At 62.9% G+C, this 17,409-nt stretch carries 20 protein-coding genes and 1 other RNA gene; 9 read left to right on the forward strand and 12 right to left on the reverse strand.

What is annotated here, in order from left to right:
* Nucleotide 1 precedes the first annotated feature (1 nt).
* Nucleotides 2–340, reverse strand: coding sequence for a hypothetical protein (locus tag G570_RS08995; protein WP_037501439.1), 339 nt, complete (start codon nt 338–340; stop codon nt 2–4).
* A gap of 112 nt (nt 341–452) precedes the next feature.
* Between G570_RS08995 and G570_RS09000 the strand changes: the two genes are divergently transcribed.
* The 3 genes from G570_RS09000 (at nt 453) to G570_RS09010 (ending at nt 2,350) form a co-directional block, all read left to right on the forward strand.
* Nucleotides 453–1,187: an NYN domain-containing protein gene (locus G570_RS09000; RefSeq protein WP_051504223.1), complete on the forward strand. Its 735-nt coding sequence runs from the start codon at nt 453–455 to the stop codon at nt 1,185–1,187.
* A gap of 63 nt (nt 1,188–1,250) precedes the next feature.
* Nucleotides 1,251–1,778 (forward strand): pyridoxamine 5'-phosphate oxidase family protein, encoded by a 528-nt coding sequence (locus G570_RS09005; RefSeq protein WP_037501443.1) that lies wholly within the window; start codon nt 1,251–1,253, stop codon nt 1,776–1,778.
* Nucleotides 1,779–1,882: 104 nt separating this feature from the next.
* Nucleotides 1,883–2,350, forward strand: a complete 468-nt coding sequence (locus G570_RS09010) for a DoxX family protein (RefSeq protein WP_051504224.1) — start codon at nt 1,883–1,885, stop codon at nt 2,348–2,350.
* A 45-nt stretch (nt 2,351–2,395) separates the two neighbouring features.
* Here the strand turns inward: G570_RS09010 and ettA are convergent, their stop codons facing one another.
* From ettA to G570_RS09045, 8 genes are all read right to left on the reverse strand, one after another.
* Nucleotides 2,396–4,075, reverse strand: coding sequence for an energy-dependent translational throttle protein EttA (gene ettA, locus G570_RS09015; RefSeq protein ID WP_037501445.1), 1,680 nt, complete (start codon nt 4,073–4,075; stop codon nt 2,396–2,398).
* A gap of 76 nt (nt 4,076–4,151) precedes the next feature.
* Nucleotides 4,152–5,771 carry a long-chain fatty acid--CoA ligase gene (locus G570_RS09020; RefSeq protein ID WP_037501448.1) on the reverse strand — a complete coding sequence of 540 codons (1,620 nt, stop codon included), beginning with the start codon at nt 5,769–5,771 and terminating at the stop codon, nt 4,152–4,154.
* 80 nt (nt 5,772–5,851) lie between these two features.
* Nucleotides 5,852–6,175, reverse strand: a complete 324-nt coding sequence (locus tag G570_RS09025; protein ID WP_037501451.1) for a YbaB/EbfC family nucleoid-associated protein — start codon at nt 6,173–6,175, stop codon at nt 5,852–5,854.
* 1 nt (nt 6,176) lies between these two features.
* Nucleotides 6,177–7,814: a DNA polymerase III subunit gamma/tau gene (locus G570_RS09030; RefSeq protein WP_037501454.1), complete on the reverse strand. Its 1,638-nt coding sequence runs from the start codon at nt 7,812–7,814 to the stop codon at nt 6,177–6,179.
* A 58-nt stretch (nt 7,815–7,872) separates the two neighbouring features.
* An RNA gene (gene ffs / locus G570_RS13440) (signal recognition particle sRNA small type) lies at nt 7,873–7,967 on the reverse strand.
* Between the two features lie 35 nt (nt 7,968–8,002).
* Nucleotides 8,003–8,335, reverse strand: a complete 333-nt coding sequence (locus tag G570_RS09035) for a 2Fe-2S iron-sulfur cluster-binding protein (protein ID WP_037501457.1) — start codon at nt 8,333–8,335, stop codon at nt 8,003–8,005.
* Entirely contained in the window at nt 8,332–9,444 is a 1,113-nt protein-coding gene (locus G570_RS09040) for a cysteine desulfurase family protein (RefSeq protein ID WP_037501460.1), read from the reverse strand. Before G570_RS09040 ends, G570_RS09035 begins: the two co-directional genes overlap by 4 nt.
* A complete protein-coding gene (locus G570_RS09045) occupies nt 9,441–10,517 on the reverse strand; it encodes a cysteine desulfurase family protein (RefSeq protein ID WP_037501464.1) in 1,077 nt (358 codons plus the stop codon). Before G570_RS09045 ends, G570_RS09040 begins: the two co-directional genes overlap by 4 nt.
* Between G570_RS09045 and G570_RS09050 the strand changes: the two genes are divergently transcribed.
* Nucleotides 10,491–11,285 (forward strand): alpha/beta hydrolase, encoded by a 795-nt coding sequence (locus G570_RS09050; RefSeq protein ID WP_084607757.1) that lies wholly within the window; start codon nt 10,491–10,493, stop codon nt 11,283–11,285. The two genes, G570_RS09045 and G570_RS09050, sit on opposite strands and share 27 nt — an antisense overlap.
* 4 nt (nt 11,286–11,289) lie before the next feature.
* Here G570_RS09050 and G570_RS14085 read toward each other — a convergent pair whose 3' ends face one another.
* The gene (locus G570_RS14085; protein ID WP_281169510.1) at nt 11,290–11,421 is read right to left on the reverse strand and encodes a hypothetical protein; all 132 of its coding nucleotides are present in this window, start codon (nt 11,419–11,421) and stop codon (nt 11,290–11,292) included.
* Between the two features lie 75 nt (nt 11,422–11,496).
* Between G570_RS14085 and G570_RS09055 the strand changes: the two genes are divergently transcribed.
* On the forward strand, nt 11,497–11,763 hold the full coding sequence (locus G570_RS09055) for a hypothetical protein (protein ID WP_037501470.1): 267 nt from the start codon (nt 11,497–11,499) through the stop codon (nt 11,761–11,763).
* Here G570_RS09055 and G570_RS09060 read toward each other — a convergent pair.
* Nucleotides 11,760–12,719, reverse strand: coding sequence for a threonine ammonia-lyase (locus G570_RS09060; RefSeq protein WP_156930410.1), 960 nt, complete (start codon nt 12,717–12,719; stop codon nt 11,760–11,762). The genes G570_RS09055 and G570_RS09060 overlap by 4 nt on opposite strands.
* Before the next feature lie 182 nt (nt 12,720–12,901).
* On the opposite strand from G570_RS09060, the gene G570_RS09065 reads away from it, so the two are divergent.
* From G570_RS09065 to G570_RS09080, 4 genes are all read left to right on the forward strand, one after another.
* Nucleotides 12,902–14,089 carry a type III PLP-dependent enzyme gene (locus G570_RS09065; protein WP_037501473.1) on the forward strand — a complete coding sequence of 396 codons (1,188 nt, stop codon included), beginning with the start codon at nt 12,902–12,904 and terminating at the stop codon, nt 14,087–14,089.
* Nucleotides 14,090–14,192: 103 nt separating this feature from the next.
* Complete coding sequence (locus tag G570_RS09070; protein WP_037501475.1) at nt 14,193–15,275, forward strand: 1,9-bis(guanidino)-5-aza-nonane synthase; 1,083 nt, start codon at nt 14,193–14,195, stop codon at nt 15,273–15,275.
* 79 nt (nt 15,276–15,354) lie between these two features.
* Nucleotides 15,355–15,786 (forward strand): MAPEG family protein, encoded by a 432-nt coding sequence (locus tag G570_RS09075; protein ID WP_037501478.1) that lies wholly within the window; start codon nt 15,355–15,357, stop codon nt 15,784–15,786.
* 10 nt (nt 15,787–15,796) lie between these two features.
* Complete coding sequence (locus G570_RS09080) at nt 15,797–16,219, forward strand: MAPEG family protein (RefSeq protein ID WP_037501482.1); 423 nt, start codon at nt 15,797–15,799, stop codon at nt 16,217–16,219.
* On the opposite strand, the gene G570_RS09085 is transcribed toward G570_RS09080, so the two are convergent.
* Nucleotides 16,216–17,403: a class I SAM-dependent RNA methyltransferase gene (locus G570_RS09085; RefSeq protein ID WP_037501485.1), complete on the reverse strand. Its 1,188-nt coding sequence runs from the start codon at nt 17,401–17,403 to the stop codon at nt 16,216–16,218. The two genes, G570_RS09080 and G570_RS09085, sit on opposite strands and share 4 nt — an antisense overlap.
* Nucleotides 17,404–17,409: the final 6 nt, after the last annotated feature.

Consider the following 17,409-nt stretch of genomic DNA (forward strand, 5'->3'; position numbering starts at 1 on the left):
ACTAGCAGCGGGTGTTGTAGTCGTAGATCGGGTTGCCGTACTGGTCGACATAGTAGCAGTAGCCGCGCGTATCGCGGTAATATTGCTTGCCCTTGATGACCGCACCGGCGACGCCGCCAAGGATGGCACCGGCAACGGCGCCCTGGATCGGGTTCACGCCGGGAATGACGGCACCGGCCGCCGCACCGACGGCACCGCCGATGGCAGCGCCCTTTACGGCGTTGCTGGTCTGGGTGTTGCGATACGGGTCGTTGTAACCGTAGCCATAGGGATCGGTCGTGGCGCAGGCCGATACGGCAAGGCTGCCGGCGATGGTGGTGGCGATGATAAGACGCTTCATGGGCACGTTCCTCCGATACACATCCCCGCCCCTGCGAGGACTTAGACTCGTCAACAACGGTTTCGTTCCGCCTGCGTCGTGCTAGGAAGCGACGGACAGGAGCGAAAACCCGATGAGTGACCGTAACGATTACGCCGAATCTGAGCTGAACATCGCCTTACTCATCGACGCCGACAACGCTTCACCCGACCATCTGGACGATGTGCTGCTCGTCCTGGGGGAGTTGGGCACGATCAACATTCGCAGGGCCTACGGTAACTGGGCCAAGACCTCGCTCAAAGGATGGGGGGCGCTGACAGGCATGCATTCGATCGTCCCAATGCAGCAGTTCGATGTCGTCAAGGGCAAGAGCTCGACCGACATGCGCATGACCATCGACGCGATGGACCTGCTCTACCGCGGCCACGTGGACGGGTTCGGCATCATGTCGTCGGACAGCGACTTCCTTCCCCTCGCCCAACGTATCCGCGAGGACGGCCTGCCGGTTTATGGTTTCGGAACGGCCAAGACTCCGATGAGCTTCCGCCAGGCTTGCACCCGCTTCTTCGACGTTGATGCGCTGGACACGAACGGCGAAGAGGCGTTGGAAGCACCCCCGATCACTGCCGGCCAGCGGGCGGTGGAAGCCGACCTGCTGCAGGTGCTTGGAGCCGCCTACAAAGCGTCGAAGCGAGACGACGAAGGCTATGCCAGCCTTGCGGAAGTTGGACAGCGCGCCAAGGCCGTCAGCAGCTTTGCCGTCCGCAATTACGGGTTCAACCGTCTGAGCGAACTTATCAAGGCCGTGCCCAATTTCGGCACCAAGGTAAGCGAGGACGGGCGACTGCTGGTGAAGCGGATGCGATAGAGCGCGGAACGGCTCGAAGCTTATACCGTTCTTATGGCAACCTAACCCGCAAGGAGAGTTGCCATGTTCGGCAAGGATGAAGCCCCCGAAATTCGCCTCAAGAAGAAGCTTTGGACCGCGCTCGACGACAGCCCATTCATGATGCTCGGCCTCGAAGGCGTCGAAGACAGCCGCACGCGCCCGATGACGGCGCAGATCGATCGACAGGACCGCGACAAGGAAGACGGCGGAGCGATCTATTTCTTCGCGTCGAAGACCGACGGGGTCGGCGCAGACATCGGTCAGGGTCATCGCGCCGTTGCCGCCTATAGCGCCAAGGACCATAAGCTGTTTGCCCACATCCACGGCACGCTCGTTCCTAGCGACGACCGCGCGGTCATCGACCGCTTGTGGAACCCCTTCATCGCAAGCTGGTACAAGGACGGCAAGGACGATGCGGACCTGCTGTTGTTGCGCTTCGATACCGAACGCGCCGAGGTTTGGGAGGCCGACACCGGATCGACCCTGAAGGCGGCGGCGCTGAAGGCGCTGTTCGACATCGATCCCGGCAAGGAGCACAGCCGGGAACACAAGGCCGAAGTCGCACTTTAACCTACCCGCCCTCCCATGAACAAAGGTGCCGGCCACATGGTCCGGCGCCTTTTTTCGTGGTATGCAAGACTGATCGGGATGCCACGAAATTGCCGGAGGGCTGAATGGAAAATCCGATCGTCGAACCGGGCGGCTGGTCAGAACGCTATGCCAGCGAGGTCCTCAGTATCCTTCGTATCGTCACGGCCGCGCTGTTCCTGCAGCATGGCATGACGAAAATCCTCGGCTTCCCATGGTCATCGGCCAGCCTGCCGTCGATGTGGAGCCTGCTGTGGGTGGCCGGGCTCATCGAATTGGTGGGTAGCCTGCTATTGCTTATTGGCCTGTTCTCGCGACCCGTCGCCCTGCTGCTGTCGGGGGAAATGGCGGTAGGCTATTTCATGATCCATGCGCCGCAGAGCACCTACCCGATGCTCAACGGCGGTGAATCGGCAGTGCTGTTCTGCTTCATCTTCTTATACATCGCGTTCGAGGGCGCCGGGCCTTGGAGCATCGACGCGATCCTGAAGAGGAAGCACAGCGAGGCGGGTGACGGATATTACGCCGCCAAACACCAGACAGTAGTTGATTGATAGGCTGAAGACGGCGGTGACGGCGTAACCGCCACCGCCTCTGATTTACCGGCTCAGCTTCTTGTAGGCGAGGCGCGTGGGTCGATCCGCCGCGTCACCAAGGCGGCGGCGCTTGTCTTCCTCATAGGCTTCGAAATTGCCTTCGAACCATTCGACGTGGCTGTCGCCTTCGAACGCCAGGATGTGCGTCGCCAGGCGATCGAGGAAGAAGCGGTCGTGGCTGATGACCACGGCGCAGCCCGCGAAATTTTCGATCGCGTCTTCCAGCGCACCCAGCGTTTCGACGTCGAGATCGTTGGTCGGTTCGTCGAGCAGCAGGACGTTGCCGCCCTCCTTCAACATCTTGGCCATGTGGACGCGGTTACGCTCACCGCCCGAAAGCTTACCGACGTTCTTCTGCTGGTCCTGACCCTTGAAGTTAAACGCGCCGACATAGGCGCGAGTCGACGTATCCTGGCCATTGACCTTCATGTAATCGAGCCCGTCCGAAATCTCTTCCCAGACATTCTTCTTGGGATCGAGATGGTCGCGGCTCTGGTCGACGAAGCCGAGGCGCACGGTCTCGCCCAGGCTGATCGTGCCGGTGTCAGGCTGTTCCTTGCCGGTCAGCAGTTTGAACAGGGTCGACTTGCCCGCACCGTTCGGCCCGATGACGCCCACGATGCCGCCCGGCGGCAAGGTGAACGACAGGTCTTCGAACAGCAGCTTGTCGCCATAGGCCTTGGAGATGTTGTTCACCTCAATGACCTTGCCGCCAAGGCGCTCGGGCACCTGGATGACGATCTGGGCCTTGCCGATGCGCCGGTCATCCTGCGCTTCCTGCAGCTGTTCGAACTTGCGGATACGCGCCTTCGATTTGCTCTGGCGCGCCGCCGGGGTTTGCCGGATCCATTCCAGTTCGCGGGCCAGCGCCTTTTGCTTGCCGCTTTCCTCGCGGCTTTCCTGCTCGAGGCGCTTCGCCTTCTTTTCCAGATAGGTGGAGTAGTTTCCTTCGTACGGATAATAGCTTCCGCGGTCGAGTTCGAGGATCCATTCCACCACATTGTCGAGGAAGTAGCGGTCGTGGGTGATCATCAGCACCGCGCCGGCATATTCCTTGAGGTGGTTTTCCAGCCACTGGACGCTTTCGGCGTCGAGGTGGTTGGTCGGTTCGTCGAGCAGCAGGATCGACGGCTTCTGGATCAGCAGCCGGGTCAGCGCGATGCGGCGCTTTTCACCACCCGACAGATTCTCCACGCTCCAGTCGCCCGGCGGACAGCGCAGCGCTTCCATCGCGACTTCGAGCTGGTTGTCGAGCGTCCAGCCATCGACCGCGTCGATCTTGCCCTGCAGCTCACCCATCTCTTCCATCAGCGCATCGAAGTCGGTGTCGTCCTTGGGATCGCCCATCTCCGCTGAAATGGCATTGAAGCGATCGACCATGTCCGCAACTTCGCGCGCGCCGTCCTTGACGTTCTCAAGCACGGTCTTGGTCGGGTCGAGCTCGGGCTCCTGCGGCAGGTAACCGACCGTGATGTTCTCGCCCGGCCATGCTTCGCCCGAAAATTCGGTGTCGATGCCCGCCATGATTTTCATCAGTGTCGACTTACCCGCCCCGTTCGGACCGACGATGCCGATTTTGGCACCCTGGTAGAACTGGAGGTTGATGTTGTTCAGCACCGGCTTTTGCGCGCCGGGGAAGGACTTGGTCATGCCCTTCATGACGAAAGCATATTGAGCGGCCATGGGGTCGCGAGGCTCCGTGAATAGAGTTGGGATTTGTCAGCGCACTTAGGGGCTGGCGCGCCGTTAATCCAGTGCCTTAGCGGCGAAGTTCCTCCAACCGCGCATCCGCGTCGGCGAAGCGGTAGGCGGAAAAGCGTTCTCGCAGCATCTTCTTGCTGAGCTTGCCAGTCGCGGTGTGGGGCAATTCGTCGACGAATTCGATGGCGTCGGGTAGCCACCACTTCGCGACCTTGGTGGCCAGATGGCTTCGCAAGGCGTCAGGGCAAATGTCGCATCCTTCCTGCCTTACGACGACAAGCAGAGGGCGTTCGTCCCATTTGGGATGGGCGATACCGATCGCCGCAGCCTCTGCTACGCCAGCGAAGCCGACCGCTGCGTTTTCCAGCTCGATCGAACTGATCCACTCCCCGCCGGACTTGATCACGTCCTTGGCGCGGTCGGTGATCTGCATGGTACCGTCGGGGTGGAGGCAGGCGACGTCGCCGGTATCGAACCACTGATCTTCGTCGGTCGCGTCTTCTTCGGCCTTGAAATAGCGCCTGATAACCCAAGGTCCTCGGCACTGGAGATTGCCGGAAGATTTGCCATCTCGCGGCAGGGCGTTTCCGTCCTCGTCGACCGTGCGCAGCTCGACGCCGAAGGGCACCCTTCCCTGCCTCGAAATATATTCGACTTTCTCGTCGATGCTGTAATTTTCCCAGCCCAGCGGCCGCGAGCCGCATGTCCCGATCGGCGAGGTTTCGGTCATGCCCCAAGCGTGCCCGACCTCGATGCCATGCTCCAGGAACCAGCGGATCATGGCGCGCGGTGCCGCCGACCCGCCGATGGTAACTTGTTTGAGGTCGGACAGCTTGTCGCCGCTGCGCTCGAGATAATCGATCATCGTGAGCCAGATGGTCGGGACGCCGGCCGAATGGGTGACCTTCTCCTCGCGAAACAGGCGGCACATGGTGTCCGGGCGGTAATCCGCCGACAGTACCAGCTTGCAACCCATCATCGGCGCCGCCCACGGAACGCCCCAGGCGTTGGCATGGAACATCGGCACGATCGGCAGCACCACCGACTGCTTCGACAGGTTGAAGATGTCCGGCGCCGCCTCGGCGAGCGTGTGAAGCATCGTCGAGCGATGCTCGTAGAGCACGCCCTTGGGATTTCCGGTCGTACCGCTGGTGTAGCAGAGGCCGACCGGATCGCGCTCGTCGCCCTCGACCCAGGCATAGTCTCCGTCCTGCTCGCCGATCCATTCCATGAAGCCGGTATCGCCGACCCCGTTGGCTGGAGGGTCGAAGCAGATATATCGTTCGATCGTTGTCCAGCGGGGCTTCATCGCCTCGACCAGCGGAGCAAACGCGTGATCGTAAAGCAGCACCCGGTCTTCGGCGTGGTTGGCGATATATTCGAGCTGGTCGGGGAACAGGCGCGGGTTGATGGTGTGCAACACCCCGCCCATTCCCGCCGCGCCATACCAGCTGCTGAGGTGACGGCTATGGTTCATCGCCAGCGTCGCGATCCGGTCGCCCTTGCGGCAACCGAGCGCTTCCAGCGCTTGCGCCATCCGCCGTGCATCGTGGGCGACCGCGCGCCAGTTGGTACGGGTCACACTGCCGTCGGCCCAGGCGGTGACGATTTCACCTTCGCCATGTTCGCGTTCGGCGTGGTCGACCAGGCGCATCACGCGCAGTGGCCAGTCCTGCATCGCACCCAATGCCAAGTCACCCTCCCGATCAAAGCTGTTTTGCGGGGAGGATTGCTGCAAATCACCGTTACGGCAAGCCTTTAGAAGGGCAGCTTGAATCCGGGCGGCAGCGGCAATCCCGAGGTCATTTCCTTCATCTGGTCGCCGGCAGCGAGATCGGCCTTGGCGCGGGCATCGTTGATGGCCGCGGCGATGAGGTCCTCGAGCATCGTCTTTTCGGACGGGACGAGCAGGCTGTCGTCGATAGACACACCAAGGATCCGGCCCTTGGCCGTCGCCTTGATCTTGACCAATCCGCCGCCCGATGCGCCTTCGACCTCGACCTTGTCGAGATTGTCCTGCGCCGCCTGAAGCTGGGCCTGTGCGGCTTCCGCCATCTTCATGATTTCATCGAGGCTGGGCATGTCAGGCTTCCTTCTGTTCGATCGATTCAAGCGCCGCTTCCGGAAATTCCTCGAACAGCGCCTTTACATTGGGGTCATCGAGCACTTCGGCCCGAACCCGCTCTTCGGCCATGACCTCCTGCTGCTGCAGTGAAGGCGATCCGCTCTCGTCTGTCAGCCGGACGTCATAGCTGTACCCCGTCGCCGCCTTTGCGGCAGCCGACAAATCGCGCGAAAAGTCGGGGCCGAGCGGCTTCAGCGGCTTCAGTACGATCTCGCCGTCGCCATAACGGACCAAGCCAACATGGTCGCGCAGCTGAAGACCGAGCAATTGCTTGCCGTGCCGCTCGATCGCTTCGACCAGCGCTGCAAAATCGTCGGGCCGGTCGGCCTTGGCGGCGGGCGCAACGGTCGGCGGAGCATCCCTATTGGCCGCAGGAGGACTGGCAGGAGATGCGCCGGAAACCATCGCCGCTAGCGCGGAAGGATCGGGCATTTCCGCCGCATGGATGAGGCGCAGCAAGGCCATCGTCGCTGCTTCATGAGGGTCGGGCGCGACGGCGACGTCCTGCAATCCCTTGAGCAACAGTTGCCACAGGCGGTGAATGTTGCCCCAGCTGAGGTTGGCGGCCAAATCGGTGGCCGCCTCGCGCTCTTCGACCGACTGCAACAGGTCGTCGCCCGCGCCGACCTTGGCCCGGGTGACGGCATGGACCGACGCCATCAGCCCACGCAGCAATGCCACCGGTTCGATGCCGAGCGAATGGGCTTCGTCGAGTTGCGCCAAGGTGCCGGCCGCGTTGCCGTTGAGCAGGGTGGTGAGCAGGCGGCGAATCCGACCCCGGTCAGCCTGGCCGAGCATGTCGCGGACCTGAGCGGCAGTTACCGTGCCGTCGGCGTGCGCAATTGCCTGATCCAGGATCGAAAGCCCGTCGCGCGCCGACCCTTCGGCGGCAACGGCAATCGCCTGGACCGCTTCATCTTCGACGGCGACGCCTTCCTTGGACGCGACCTCGGCGAAGTGAGCGGCAAGTTTGTCAGCCGGAATACGACGAAGGTCGAACCGCTGGCAGCGCGACAGAACGGTGACCGGTACCTTGTTCACTTCCGTGGTCGCAAACAGGAATTTCACATGCTCCGGCGGCTCCTCAAGCGTTTTCAGCAACGCATTGAAAGCATTCTTCGAAAGCATGTGAACTTCGTCGATGATGTAGATCTTGTAACGAGCCGAAACTGCGGCATAGCGGACCGCCTCGATGATCTCGCGCACGTCGTCGACGCCCGTATGGCTGGCGGCGTCCATTTCGATCACGTCGATATGGCGACCTTCGGCAATGGCACGGCACGGCTCACATACGCCGCACGGGTCGATCGTCGGTCCGCCCTGCCCGTCCGGTCCAATGCAATTCAGCGCCTTGGCGACCAGGCGGGCCGTCGACGTCTTGCCGACCCCGCGGACGCCAGTGAGAAGGAATGCATGCGCGATCCGATCGCGGGCGATGGCATTGCCCAACGTCGTCACCATTGCATCCTGGCCGATCAGTTCGGCGAAGGTCTGCGGCCGGTACTTGCGGGCAAGAACGCGGTACGGGGACGCCGCGGCAGGCTTCTGCGGCTGTTCGGGAAGGTCGAGGCCAAGGCCCGGCGATTCGTCGTCCATGGGCACAAGGTTAGGCGGTCGCGAGGCCGCGTTCCAGTTTTGTCTTTGCGATTTTGATGAAGGTGGAAGCCGGCGACCCGGGGCGAAATCGTTGTGGCTGCTTCCTTCCGGATCTGACCAGGTTGGCGACAACCCCGCCCACCGACTTCCGCGGGCCATATGGCGAGCCGCGCCCCAACGCGCAAGCCTTATCGGTCGAGATTATAGGCGCCGCCCGGCATCCGGACCGTCAACTGTTCAAGCTCGTTCGTGAGCGTAATCTGGCAGGCAAGGCGCGACGTGCGGCTGACATGGGCGGCAAGGTCGAGCAGATCGTCTTCCTCTTCGCTGGCCGGCGGCAACCGTCCGAAATCATCCCTGTCGACGATGATGTGGCAGGTCGAGCAGGCCATTGAGCCTTCACACGCGCCTTCTAGCGGCTGGCCATTGGCTTGGGCGACATCGAGCAGGTTGGCCCCGGCTGCAGCCACGACCTCCCGATCGAGCGAGCCGTCCTCTTTCAAAAATCGGACAAGGGTCATGCCGAATATTGCCTTTGCAGGAGCGCCGCCTCGTTAATGTGCCTGCAGGCTGAGGCAAGCTCCGCTTCGCCCGTATACCGGCCGAAACCGAGCCGGATCGAACTGCGCGCTTGGCGGTCGGAAAGACCGATCGCGCGGAGAACATGGCTTGGGCGCCCCGAACCCGACGCGCAGGCCGAACCCAGCGAAAAGGCGATATTTCGCAGGTCGGCCATCAAGCGGGCGCCGTCCAAACCGTCGCGGCGGAGGTTGAGGTTTCCATGATAACGCGCCGCAGCGCTGCCGTTGATTTCCCAATCTGCACCGAAGGTTGACAGCGCAACTTCCCATAACTTCTCGACATGGGCTTGATCCCCCGCCGACCGCATCTCGGCCAATCTCGCGGCTTCGCCGAACCCGGCGCAAAGCGCCGGCGACAGCGTTCCGCTACGCAAACCTTGTTCCTGGCCGCCGCCATACAACAACGGCCGCGGCTCGAAGCCCTTGCGAATCCACAGGCCGCCTATCCCCTTCGGCCCATAAATCTTGTGGGCCGACAGGGCGATGAGGTCTGGACCCTGCGGGATCGCAACACGGCCGAAGGCCTGAACCGCGTCGCACAGCATGGGCGCATGGTGACGGTGCGCGAGTGCGGTCAGCTCGGCGATCGGCTGAATGACGCCAATCTCATTGTTGACCAGCATGGCCGCCACCAAGGCGGTCTGGTCGTCGATCGCCTCGGCGGCCGCATCCAGATCGATCAGCCCGTCCCCGCCGACGGGCAGTCGCACGACCCTGTAGCCCCGCCCTTCCAGCCATTCGCAGGTGTCTAGAACGGCGGCATGTTCGGTCGATATCGTAACGATTTTGCGCCGTTCGCTCCGCTCCAGCGTGCCGGCGATTGCCCAATTGAGCGCCTCGGTCGCGCCGCTTGTGAAGACGAAACGGCCCTCGTCAAGGCCGAGCGCGGTAAGGATCTGGTCCCGCGCATGTTCGATCGCCGCGGCCGCTTCCCGACCCCATTTCGACGGGCTATGAGGGTTGGCGAATTTTTCCTCGGCCCAAGGTCGCATAACTGCGACCACTTCCGGCGCCACCGGCGTGGTGGCCTGGTAGTCGAGGTAAATCATGCCGCCCGGCTGGCGAGCGTCCGTTGGGCGATCTTGCCGAATTCGGCCAGGAACGCATCCACATCGGCTTCGCTTGTGTCAGGACCGAAGCTGAGCCTCAGGAAGCCGGCCGACACATCGTCGGGCAGGTTCATCGCCGCCAAGACGTGGCTGGCCTTGGCCTTCCCAGACGAACAGGCGCTGCCGGCGGAAACCGCAATGCCGGCAAGGTCCAGTTGCACAAGCATCGACGCGCTGGTGCCGCCCGGTAGCGCGATTGCGCCGATGGTCGGGACGCGCGGTGCAGCTTCGGCAATGATAATGCCGCCCGCCTGCTTTACGCCTTGCTCAAGCCTTTCCCTGAGCGCCGACATCCGGTCCATATTGTAAGGCTTGGCAGCAAGTGCGGCGGCGAAGCTCAGCGCCGACGGCATATCCTGCGTCCCGCGCCGATAGCCCTTTTCCTGCCCGCCACCGCAGGCCCGGAGGGTTGCGAGATCCTTGACCAGCAACGCACCGATACCCGGCGGCCCGCCGAGCTTGTGAGCGCAGATGGCGATGAAGTCGGCATCGGGCAGCGGCAGCTTGGATGCGCCTTGCGCGCAGTCCGCGAGTAGCAGCGATCCCGATTCGCGGATCATCGGGTAGAAACGGTCGAGCGGCTGAATGAGCCCGGTCTCATTGTTGACTTGCTGGATCGCGACGAGCGACGGCCCGCGGGACAGTACGTCGACAAGAGCGACCTCGTCGATCAGTCCGTTGCGGTCGACCGGCAGGACGATCGAATCCGACCCCATGGCGTGCGGTAGGATGGCATGTTCGGTCGCACCATATGTACGCCCGGCCGGTGTGGCGCAGCGCCCTACAATTTCGACGGATTCAGACGCGCCGCTGGTGAAGATGACGTCATGCCGCCAGCCCAGCGCCTGACGGATCGTCTCGCGGGCTTCTTCGAGCAACGCCCGCGAACCCCGCCCTTCGGCGTGCGGCGAATTGGGATTTCCCCAATGCTCGAACCCTCGCGTCATCGCCTCTTTCGCAGCCGCGATCACCGGAGTGGTCGATGCATGATCGAGATAGATGCGCGTCGTCATGGTCGTGTGGAATCCCGCCGTTGCTTAAGCTTTCACCAGCCCTATATAGGAGCCGCCGCCGGGGTGCACCCCGCGGCACGTCTTTTTCGCCCTAGCGCCAAGCGAGCATCCATGCCCGAAGTCATTTTTCCCGGACCAGAAGGTCGCCTTGAAGGCCGTTTCAGCCCTGGTCCGCGCCCGCGTGCGCCCGTTGCGCTGATCCTTCACAGCCACCCGCAGGCCGGCGGCACGATGAACAACAAGATCGTGCAGCTTCTCTACAAGGACTTCGTGCGCCGCGGTTTTGCCGTGCTGCGCTTCAATTTCCGCGGCGTCGGCAAGAGCCAAGGTACGTTCGACAATGGCATCGGCGAACTGTCGGATGCCGCCAGCGCGCTCGACTGGGTGCAACAGATCCATCCGGAAGCGGAAGTGACCTGGGTCGCCGGCGTCAGCTTCGGCGCGTGGATCGGCATGCAGCTGCTCATGCGCCGTCCGGAAATTCGCGGGTTCATCAGCATCGCGCCGCCGGCCAACATGTATGATTTCAGCTTCCTCGCCCCCTGCCCCGCCTCAGGCATCATCATCCAGGGCGACAGCGATGAAGTGGTGACCCCGGGCGCGGTGCAAAAGCTGGTCGAAAAGCTGCGCACCCAGCGGCATATCACCATCGCCCACGACACCATTCCGGGCGCAAACCACTTCTTCGCCAACGAGCTCGACCTGTTGATGAAAAGCGTGGACGACTATCTCGACTTCCGCCTGGACCCAAGCTGCCCGATCCGTTGAGGACCTAAAGCGTCCAGATCAGGACGTTTCCGACGAACACGATTGCGCAGGCAATCATCAAAAGGCCGCGCTGCCGGGTTTCAGCAGCGCGCGCTTGGCGAATGCCGAACACCAAGAGCAGGATCGCCGCAATCATCGTCAGGGCTAGCGCCGCCGACCCGAAATTCGCCAATTTTCGTCCCTTTCACGCCTTTTTAACCTTGGCGGGTCCATGCTCCGCGCCATGCAGGAAGTCCAGCAGCAACAGGCCCGACTTGAAGAGGCGTTCGACCGGATCGAGGGGACGATCCTGCCATGCATCGCCATGATGCTCGACACCTTGCTCGATGCGTCGGCGAATCTGTCGGAACTCGACCCAAAGGCCCTTGCCGCCGAACTCCGCACGCTCGCCGCCGAACTCGAAGAACTCACACGCACGGTCGAGCGGAGCAGCCCGCTTCATCTCGAACCCGGCGAATATCGGGTCGCCCGCGCCTAACGCACCAGCTTCGAATGCAAGTCAGGGTCGATGTTGCCGCCCGACAGGATGGCGACCGTCTCCGGCACGATCTCGACCTTCTCCGCCAGCAACGCAGCCAGCGCCACCGCGCCGCCGGGCTCCACGACGAGCCGATGCTCGAACCATGCCCAGCGCACGGCATCGACAACTTCCATTTCGCTTACGGAAACAGCGTCGGCACCGCGGTTGTGAAGAATATCGAAGGTGATGGGCGACACCAAGGGAGTCTGCAAGGCATCGCAGAGCGTTGCAGGCGCAGTCTTGGCCACCGGGACGATGTGCCCACAATCTAACGATGCCCTCATATCGTCCCAGCCTTGCGGCTCCACGATGGTGATCGCCGCCTCGGGACAGGCCAATGCGATGCCTGCGCTTAACCCTCCGCCTCCGCAGCATATGACAATCCGCTGTGCCGCGCCGGCGTTTGCTTCCGCTAGCTGGGTTTGGAGTTCCAGCCCGACCGTTCCCTGACCGGCAACAATATGCGGATCGTCGAAACTCGGGACGACGACCGACCCATGGTCGGCCGCGATGCGTTCGGCTAAAGCGACGCGATCTTCCGTCCTGCGATCGTACAGCACCACGTCAGCGCCCTGAGCTCGAGTGCCCTCGATTTTCTTGATGGGCGCGTCCGACGGCATCACGATGATGGCCTTGATGCTCAGCCGCGCGGCGGCGATGGCGACGCCCTGCGCATGGTTCCCCGATGAAAAGGCCACCACTCCGCGCCGGCGTTCATCCTCGCTCAATTGCAACAAGCGGTTGGTCGCGCCGCGTAGCTTGAAGGCGCCGCCCGTCTGTAGCGATTCGCATTTCAGCCACACCCTGTGGCCGCGAATCTCTGCCTCGATCAGCGGCGTGCGCACGATGTCGTCGGCAATGCGTTTCGCTGCCGCCAGAACATCATCCCGCGTCACTTGTGGATAATCGGCCAAGTCCTTCACCTTTCACGACATTCGCCGAACCGCACCCTGTGTGCGATCAGCCACAGCCTAAGGGTCCAAAAATTCTTTACATGGGGGGACCCCACCCATATATCGCGCTTCCGCTGCCCCATGGGACTTCCAACCGCAAGGCAGCTTAAACCTGTCGCACTATCCGTTGGAGGTCCCTTGAGTTGTACAAGCATCATAGCGCGCTGGGGCTAGTTTCGGCCCTCCGACCGGTCCAGCCGGTCACGCTCCTCCGTCCGCATGCCGCAACGCGTGCTGCCCGCTTCTTTGCCGAGAAGTTTCCGGGCAAGTCGCTCTATGCGGTCAAGTCGAACCCGTCGCCCGACCTGCTGCAGGTGCTGTGGAACGCGGGCGTCACCCATTATGACGTCGCCTCGCTCGGCGAAGTCCGGCTGGTTGCCCAGACCCTGCCGGAAGCGACGTTGTGCTTCATGCATCCGGTCAAGGCCGAGGAAGCCATTGCCGAAGCCTATTTCACCTATGGCGTGAAGACCTTCAGCCTCGACACGATCGAGGAGCTGGAAAAGATCATGCGCGCAACCCGCGGCGCGACCGATCTCAACCTGCTCGTGCGCCTGCGCGTTTCGTCGGATCATTCGAAACTCAGCCTCGCCTCGAAGTTCGGTGCCGACCCGGCCGAAGTGAAGCCGCTCCTCCAGGCCGTCCGCCAGGCCGCCGATGCGCTTGGCATCTGCTTCCACGTCGGCAGCCAGGCGATGAGCCCCAATGCCTATGGCGAAGCGATGGAGCGCGTCCGCGCCGCGATCGTCGAGGCTGCGGTGACCGTCGACATCGTCGACGTCGGTGGCGGCTTCCCCAGCTGGTATCCGGGCATGGAGCCCCCTGCCCTCGAAAGCTATTTCGAGGTCATCCACAACGCGTTCGAAGCGCTGCCGATCAGCTATTCCGCCGAACTGTGGTGCGAGCCGGGCCGTGCGCTGTGCGCCGAATATGCCAGCGTCCTCGTCCGCGTCGAAAAGCGCCGGGGCAACGAGCTCTACATCAACGACGGTGCCTATGGCGCGTTGTTCGATGCGGCGCATATCGGCTGGCGCTATCCGGTCAAGCTGGTGCGCGAGCAGGCGTCCGACGTCCGTGACATGGCGTTCAGCTTCTACGGCCCGACCTGCGACGACCTCGACCACATGACGGGTCCGTTCATGCTTCCGGGCGACGTCCAGCCGGGCGACTATATCGAGGTCGGCATGCTGGGCGCATATGGCTGCGCCATGCGTACCGGGTTCAACGGCTTCGGGGTCGAGGATCGGGTCATCGTCGATGACGAGCCGATGGCCTCGCTCTACACCGGTGCCACGGAACGCCCGGCGGCCTCGAACGTCATCACCCTGTAGCGTTTTTAGACCTTGATCGCGGCGTCCTGCGGGTGCAGGGCGCCGCAATCGCTCATCTGTCGCGCCTGCGAACCCGCGGGCCGCGCGATATTTGGAGTAGACTATGACCACCGACACGCTGAACAAGGTTCAGGACGAAAGCCTCATCAACGACACGCGCAAGCGCGAACTGCTTTCGACCGAGATCGAGCATATCGACATCACCTCGTTCGACGCGCGCCCGATCATCGACGCGATGGGCAAGATGAGCTTCACCAGCCGCGACACCTCGCGCGCGGCGGGCCTTTACAACCAGATGCTGGCCGACAAGGATTGCTCGGTCATCCTCGTCATCGCGGGTTCGACCTCGGCCGGCGGCTGCATGGATCTCTACACCGAGCTGGTGAAAAACAACATGGTCGACGCCATCGTCGCCACCGGCGCGACCATCGTCGACATGGATTTCTTCGAAGCGCTTGGCCACAAGCACTATCAGGCGAACGAAATCCCCGACGACGACACGCTGCGGTCGCTCTACATCGACCGCATCTACGACACCTACATCGACGAAATCGCGCTGCAGGATTGCGACCACACCATCGGCAAGATCGCCGACAGCCTGGAACCGCGCCCCTATTCGTCGCGCGCCTTCATCAAGGAGATGGGCAAGTGGCTGGCCGACGGCAACGCCAAGAAGCCGAACAGCCTGGTCCAGACCGCCTACGAACATGACGTGCCGATCTTCTGTCCGGCCTTCGTCGACAGCTCGGCCGGCTTCGGTCTCGTCAAGCACCAGGTCGACGCGATGAAGCGTGGCGGTCATTACATGGTGCTCGACGCCATCGCCGATTTCCGCGAACTGACCGACATCAAGATCAAGGCGGGCACCACGGGCCTGCTGATGATCGGCGGCGGCGTGCCCAAGAACTTCACCCAGGACACGGTCGTCTGCGCCGAAATCCTCGGCCACGACGACGTCGAAGTGCACAAGTATGCGGTTCAGATCACCGTCGCCGACGTCCGCGACGGCGCCTGCTCGTCGTCGACGCTCCAGGAAGCCGCTTCCTGGGGCAAGGTGTCGACCGCGCTCGAACAGATGGTCTATGCCGAAGCGACCTCGGTGCTGCCGCTGATCGCCAGCGATGCTTACCACCGCGGCGCATGGAAGACCCGCGAGAAGCGGGCCTTCGCCAAGATGTTCGACTAAGCAAAACAAACGAACGGTTGCGTTTCGCTACCGTTACGGCATGGTGCCCCCTCTACAGCAATGTGGAGGGGGCTTTTTCATGGGACATCACCCGCTCGTCGGACCTGTCGTGGCGTTGCTCGCGTGGTCCATCGTCATGCTCATCTGGGTCTACACCACCCGCATTCCCGCGATGGTGGCGGCTGGCGTCGACCTGAAGAACCGGGTTGGCGGCGGTGGTAGCGATCTCGACAAGGTCCTGCCGCCCAAGGTCCAGTGGAAGTCGCACAACTATAATCACCTGATGGAACAGCCGACGCTGTTTTACGCCGCATGTTTCGCGCTGATGGCGCTGGCGGCCGAAACCCCTGCCGCCATCTACGCGGCGTGGGGTTATGTGGGTCTTCGCGTTGTGCACAGCCTGATCCAGTCGATCAGCAATCGCATACGCTACCGCTTCCTGGTCTTCATGCTCGCCTCGCTATGCCTGATTTTGCTTGTCGGGCTGGCCGTCATTGCCGCGCTTCGCTGAGGAGATTTTTATGGCTCACAATCCGCTGCTGGGACCGATCGTCGCGTTGGTCGCTTGGACGATCATCATGTTGTTCATCGGCGCCTCTCGCACCATCAGCGCTGCGAAAACCGCCGACCTAAAGGGCGTACCGAAGGCCGCCCGCGCTCGCGATCTCGAAGGCCATATCCCGCTCGAAGCGACATGGGGTCGCCAGAATTACGAGCATCTGGTCGAACAACCGACCCTGTTCTACGCCATCGTCCTGGCGCTCGTCGCGATGGGCGATCATTTCGCCCTAAACCTCTATCTTGCCTGGGCTTATGTCGTGCTGCGGATCATTCACAGCATCGTCCAGCTGCTCGGAAAAGGTCGGTTCCTGCCCTTCATCCTGTCGACGTTGGCCCTGATCGGGCTGACGCTTCACGCAGGCATCGCGCTGCTTCACGGCTAGCGCGAAAAGGCGGCGGCCAGCTCGACATGCGTCGACCAGCGGAATTGCCCGACCGGTCGCACCCATGACAGGCGATAGCCGCCCGCCACCAGTATCTCGGCGTCGCGCGCAAAGGTGGCGGGGTTGCAACTGACGTAGGCGACGCGCGGCACCGGCGAGGCGGCCAGTTCCTTCACCTGTTCGAGCGCGCCGGAGCGCGGTGGGTCCAGTACGACCGCGTCGAACACGCCAAGTTCGGTCCGGTCGTAAGGACGCCGATACAAGTCGCGATGATCGGCGACGACCGACCCGCCTGACCGATTGGAGGCCGCCTTGAGCGCGAGCACCTCGTCTCGGGCCGCTTCCGCCGCAACGACGCGGGCGTCCAGCGCGAAGGCGAAGGTGCCGAGCCCGGCGAACAGGTCGGCGATCTGACCAGCCCCTTCGGTCACTTCACGCACCGCGTCGACCAATGCCGCTTCGCCGTCCTGAGTAGCCTGCAGGAACGCGCCGACCGCCAGCGGAACCGCGACCCCACCCAAGCCAACCGTAACCGGCCTTGGCTCATAACGCGCTTCGGGTCCGAACCCGTCGTCGATGCTGAGCCGTGCGAGCCGATTGGCCTCGCAAAACTCGGTCAGCGACTCAACCGCTTCCAGTCCTTCGACCGCGACTCCCTTCAGCAGCACGTCGACGCCCTGATCGGCGAGCGTAAGATGAACTTCCCCAGCCCGTTTGGCGGGCAGGATCGTCGCCAGCAACCGTCGCAGTGGCGCTAATAAGGCGAACAATTCGGGCCGCAGCACGTGGCATTCAAAGAGGTCGACGACCCGATTGCTGCCCCCCTCATTGAACCCGAGCATCACCCGATTGCCCGTTTTCAGCGCACGCAAGGTCGCCCGGCGCCGACTGTGCGGCGGCGACAGATGCGGCGCGCGGATCACCGTCGACAACCCGTGCTGGGCAAGCGCCCCTTCCACGCGGCTCCGGCAATAATCGGCGTAGGCGTTGTCGGTGAGATGCTGCAGCTGGCATCCGCCGCATGTCGGGAAGTGGCGACACGACGGCACCTGGTGCCCCGGCCCTTCGACCAGCGAGCCGTCGGCGCGCAACTGGTCGCCCGGCACGCCGAAGGGGACATGAATTCCGCTGGCGGTGACGCCGTCGCCGCGCGCCGCGATGCGGACGATGGGTTCGCTGGACATGGCGGG

It is taken from the genome of Sphingomonas jaspsi DSM 18422, from assembly GCF_000585415.1.
In the GTDB taxonomy this organism is placed as follows: Bacteria; Pseudomonadota; Alphaproteobacteria; order Sphingomonadales; family Sphingomonadaceae; genus Sphingomicrobium; species Sphingomicrobium jaspsi.

Bases quoted from the DNA above. Each gene is read 5' to 3' on its own strand.
- G570_RS08995 (WP_037501439.1), bottom strand. From the start codon at position 340: ATGAAGCGTCTTATCATCGCCACCACCATCGCCGGCAGCCTTGCCGTA.
- G570_RS09000 (WP_051504223.1), top strand. From the start codon at position 453: ATGAGTGACCGTAACGATTACGCCGAATCTGAGCTGAACATCGCCTTA.
- G570_RS09005 (WP_037501443.1), top strand. From the start codon at position 1,251: ATGTTCGGCAAGGATGAAGCCCCCGAAATTCGCCTCAAGAAGAAGCTT.
- G570_RS09010 (WP_051504224.1), top strand. From the start codon at position 1,883: ATGGAAAATCCGATCGTCGAACCGGGCGGCTGGTCAGAACGCTATGCC.
- ettA (WP_037501445.1), bottom strand. From the start codon at position 4,075: ATGGCCGCTCAATATGCTTTCGTCATGAAGGGCATGACCAAGTCCTTC.
- G570_RS09020 (WP_037501448.1), bottom strand. From the start codon at position 5,771: ATGCAGGACTGGCCACTGCGCGTGATGCGCCTGGTCGACCACGCCGAA.
- G570_RS09025 (WP_037501451.1), bottom strand. From the start codon at position 6,175: ATGCCCAGCCTCGATGAAATCATGAAGATGGCGGAAGCCGCACAGGCC.
- G570_RS09030 (WP_037501454.1), bottom strand. From the start codon at position 7,814: ATGGACGACGAATCGCCGGGCCTTGGCCTCGACCTTCCCGAACAGCCG.
- G570_RS09035 (WP_037501457.1), bottom strand. From the start codon at position 8,335: ATGACCCTTGTCCGATTTTTGAAAGAGGACGGCTCGCTCGATCGGGAG.
- G570_RS09040 (WP_037501460.1), bottom strand. From the start codon at position 9,444: ATGATTTACCTCGACTACCAGGCCACCACGCCGGTGGCGCCGGAAGTG.
- G570_RS09050 (WP_084607757.1), top strand. From the start codon at position 10,491: ATGATCGAGATAGATGCGCGTCGTCATGGTCGTGTGGAATCCCGCCGT.
- G570_RS09045 (WP_037501464.1), bottom strand. From the start codon at position 10,517: ATGACGACGCGCATCTATCTCGATCATGCATCGACCACTCCGGTGATC.
- G570_RS14085 (WP_281169510.1), bottom strand. From the start codon at position 11,421: ATGATTGCGGCGATCCTGCTCTTGGTGTTCGGCATTCGCCAAGCGCGC.
- G570_RS09055 (WP_037501470.1), top strand. From the start codon at position 11,497: ATGCTCCGCGCCATGCAGGAAGTCCAGCAGCAACAGGCCCGACTTGAA.
- G570_RS09070 (WP_037501475.1), top strand. From the start codon at position 14,193: ATGACCACCGACACGCTGAACAAGGTTCAGGACGAAAGCCTCATCAAC.
- G570_RS09075 (WP_037501478.1), top strand. From the start codon at position 15,355: ATGGGACATCACCCGCTCGTCGGACCTGTCGTGGCGTTGCTCGCGTGG.
- G570_RS09080 (WP_037501482.1), top strand. From the start codon at position 15,797: ATGGCTCACAATCCGCTGCTGGGACCGATCGTCGCGTTGGTCGCTTGG.
- G570_RS09085 (WP_037501485.1), bottom strand. From the start codon at position 17,403: ATGTCCAGCGAACCCATCGTCCGCATCGCGGCGCGCGGCGACGGCGTC.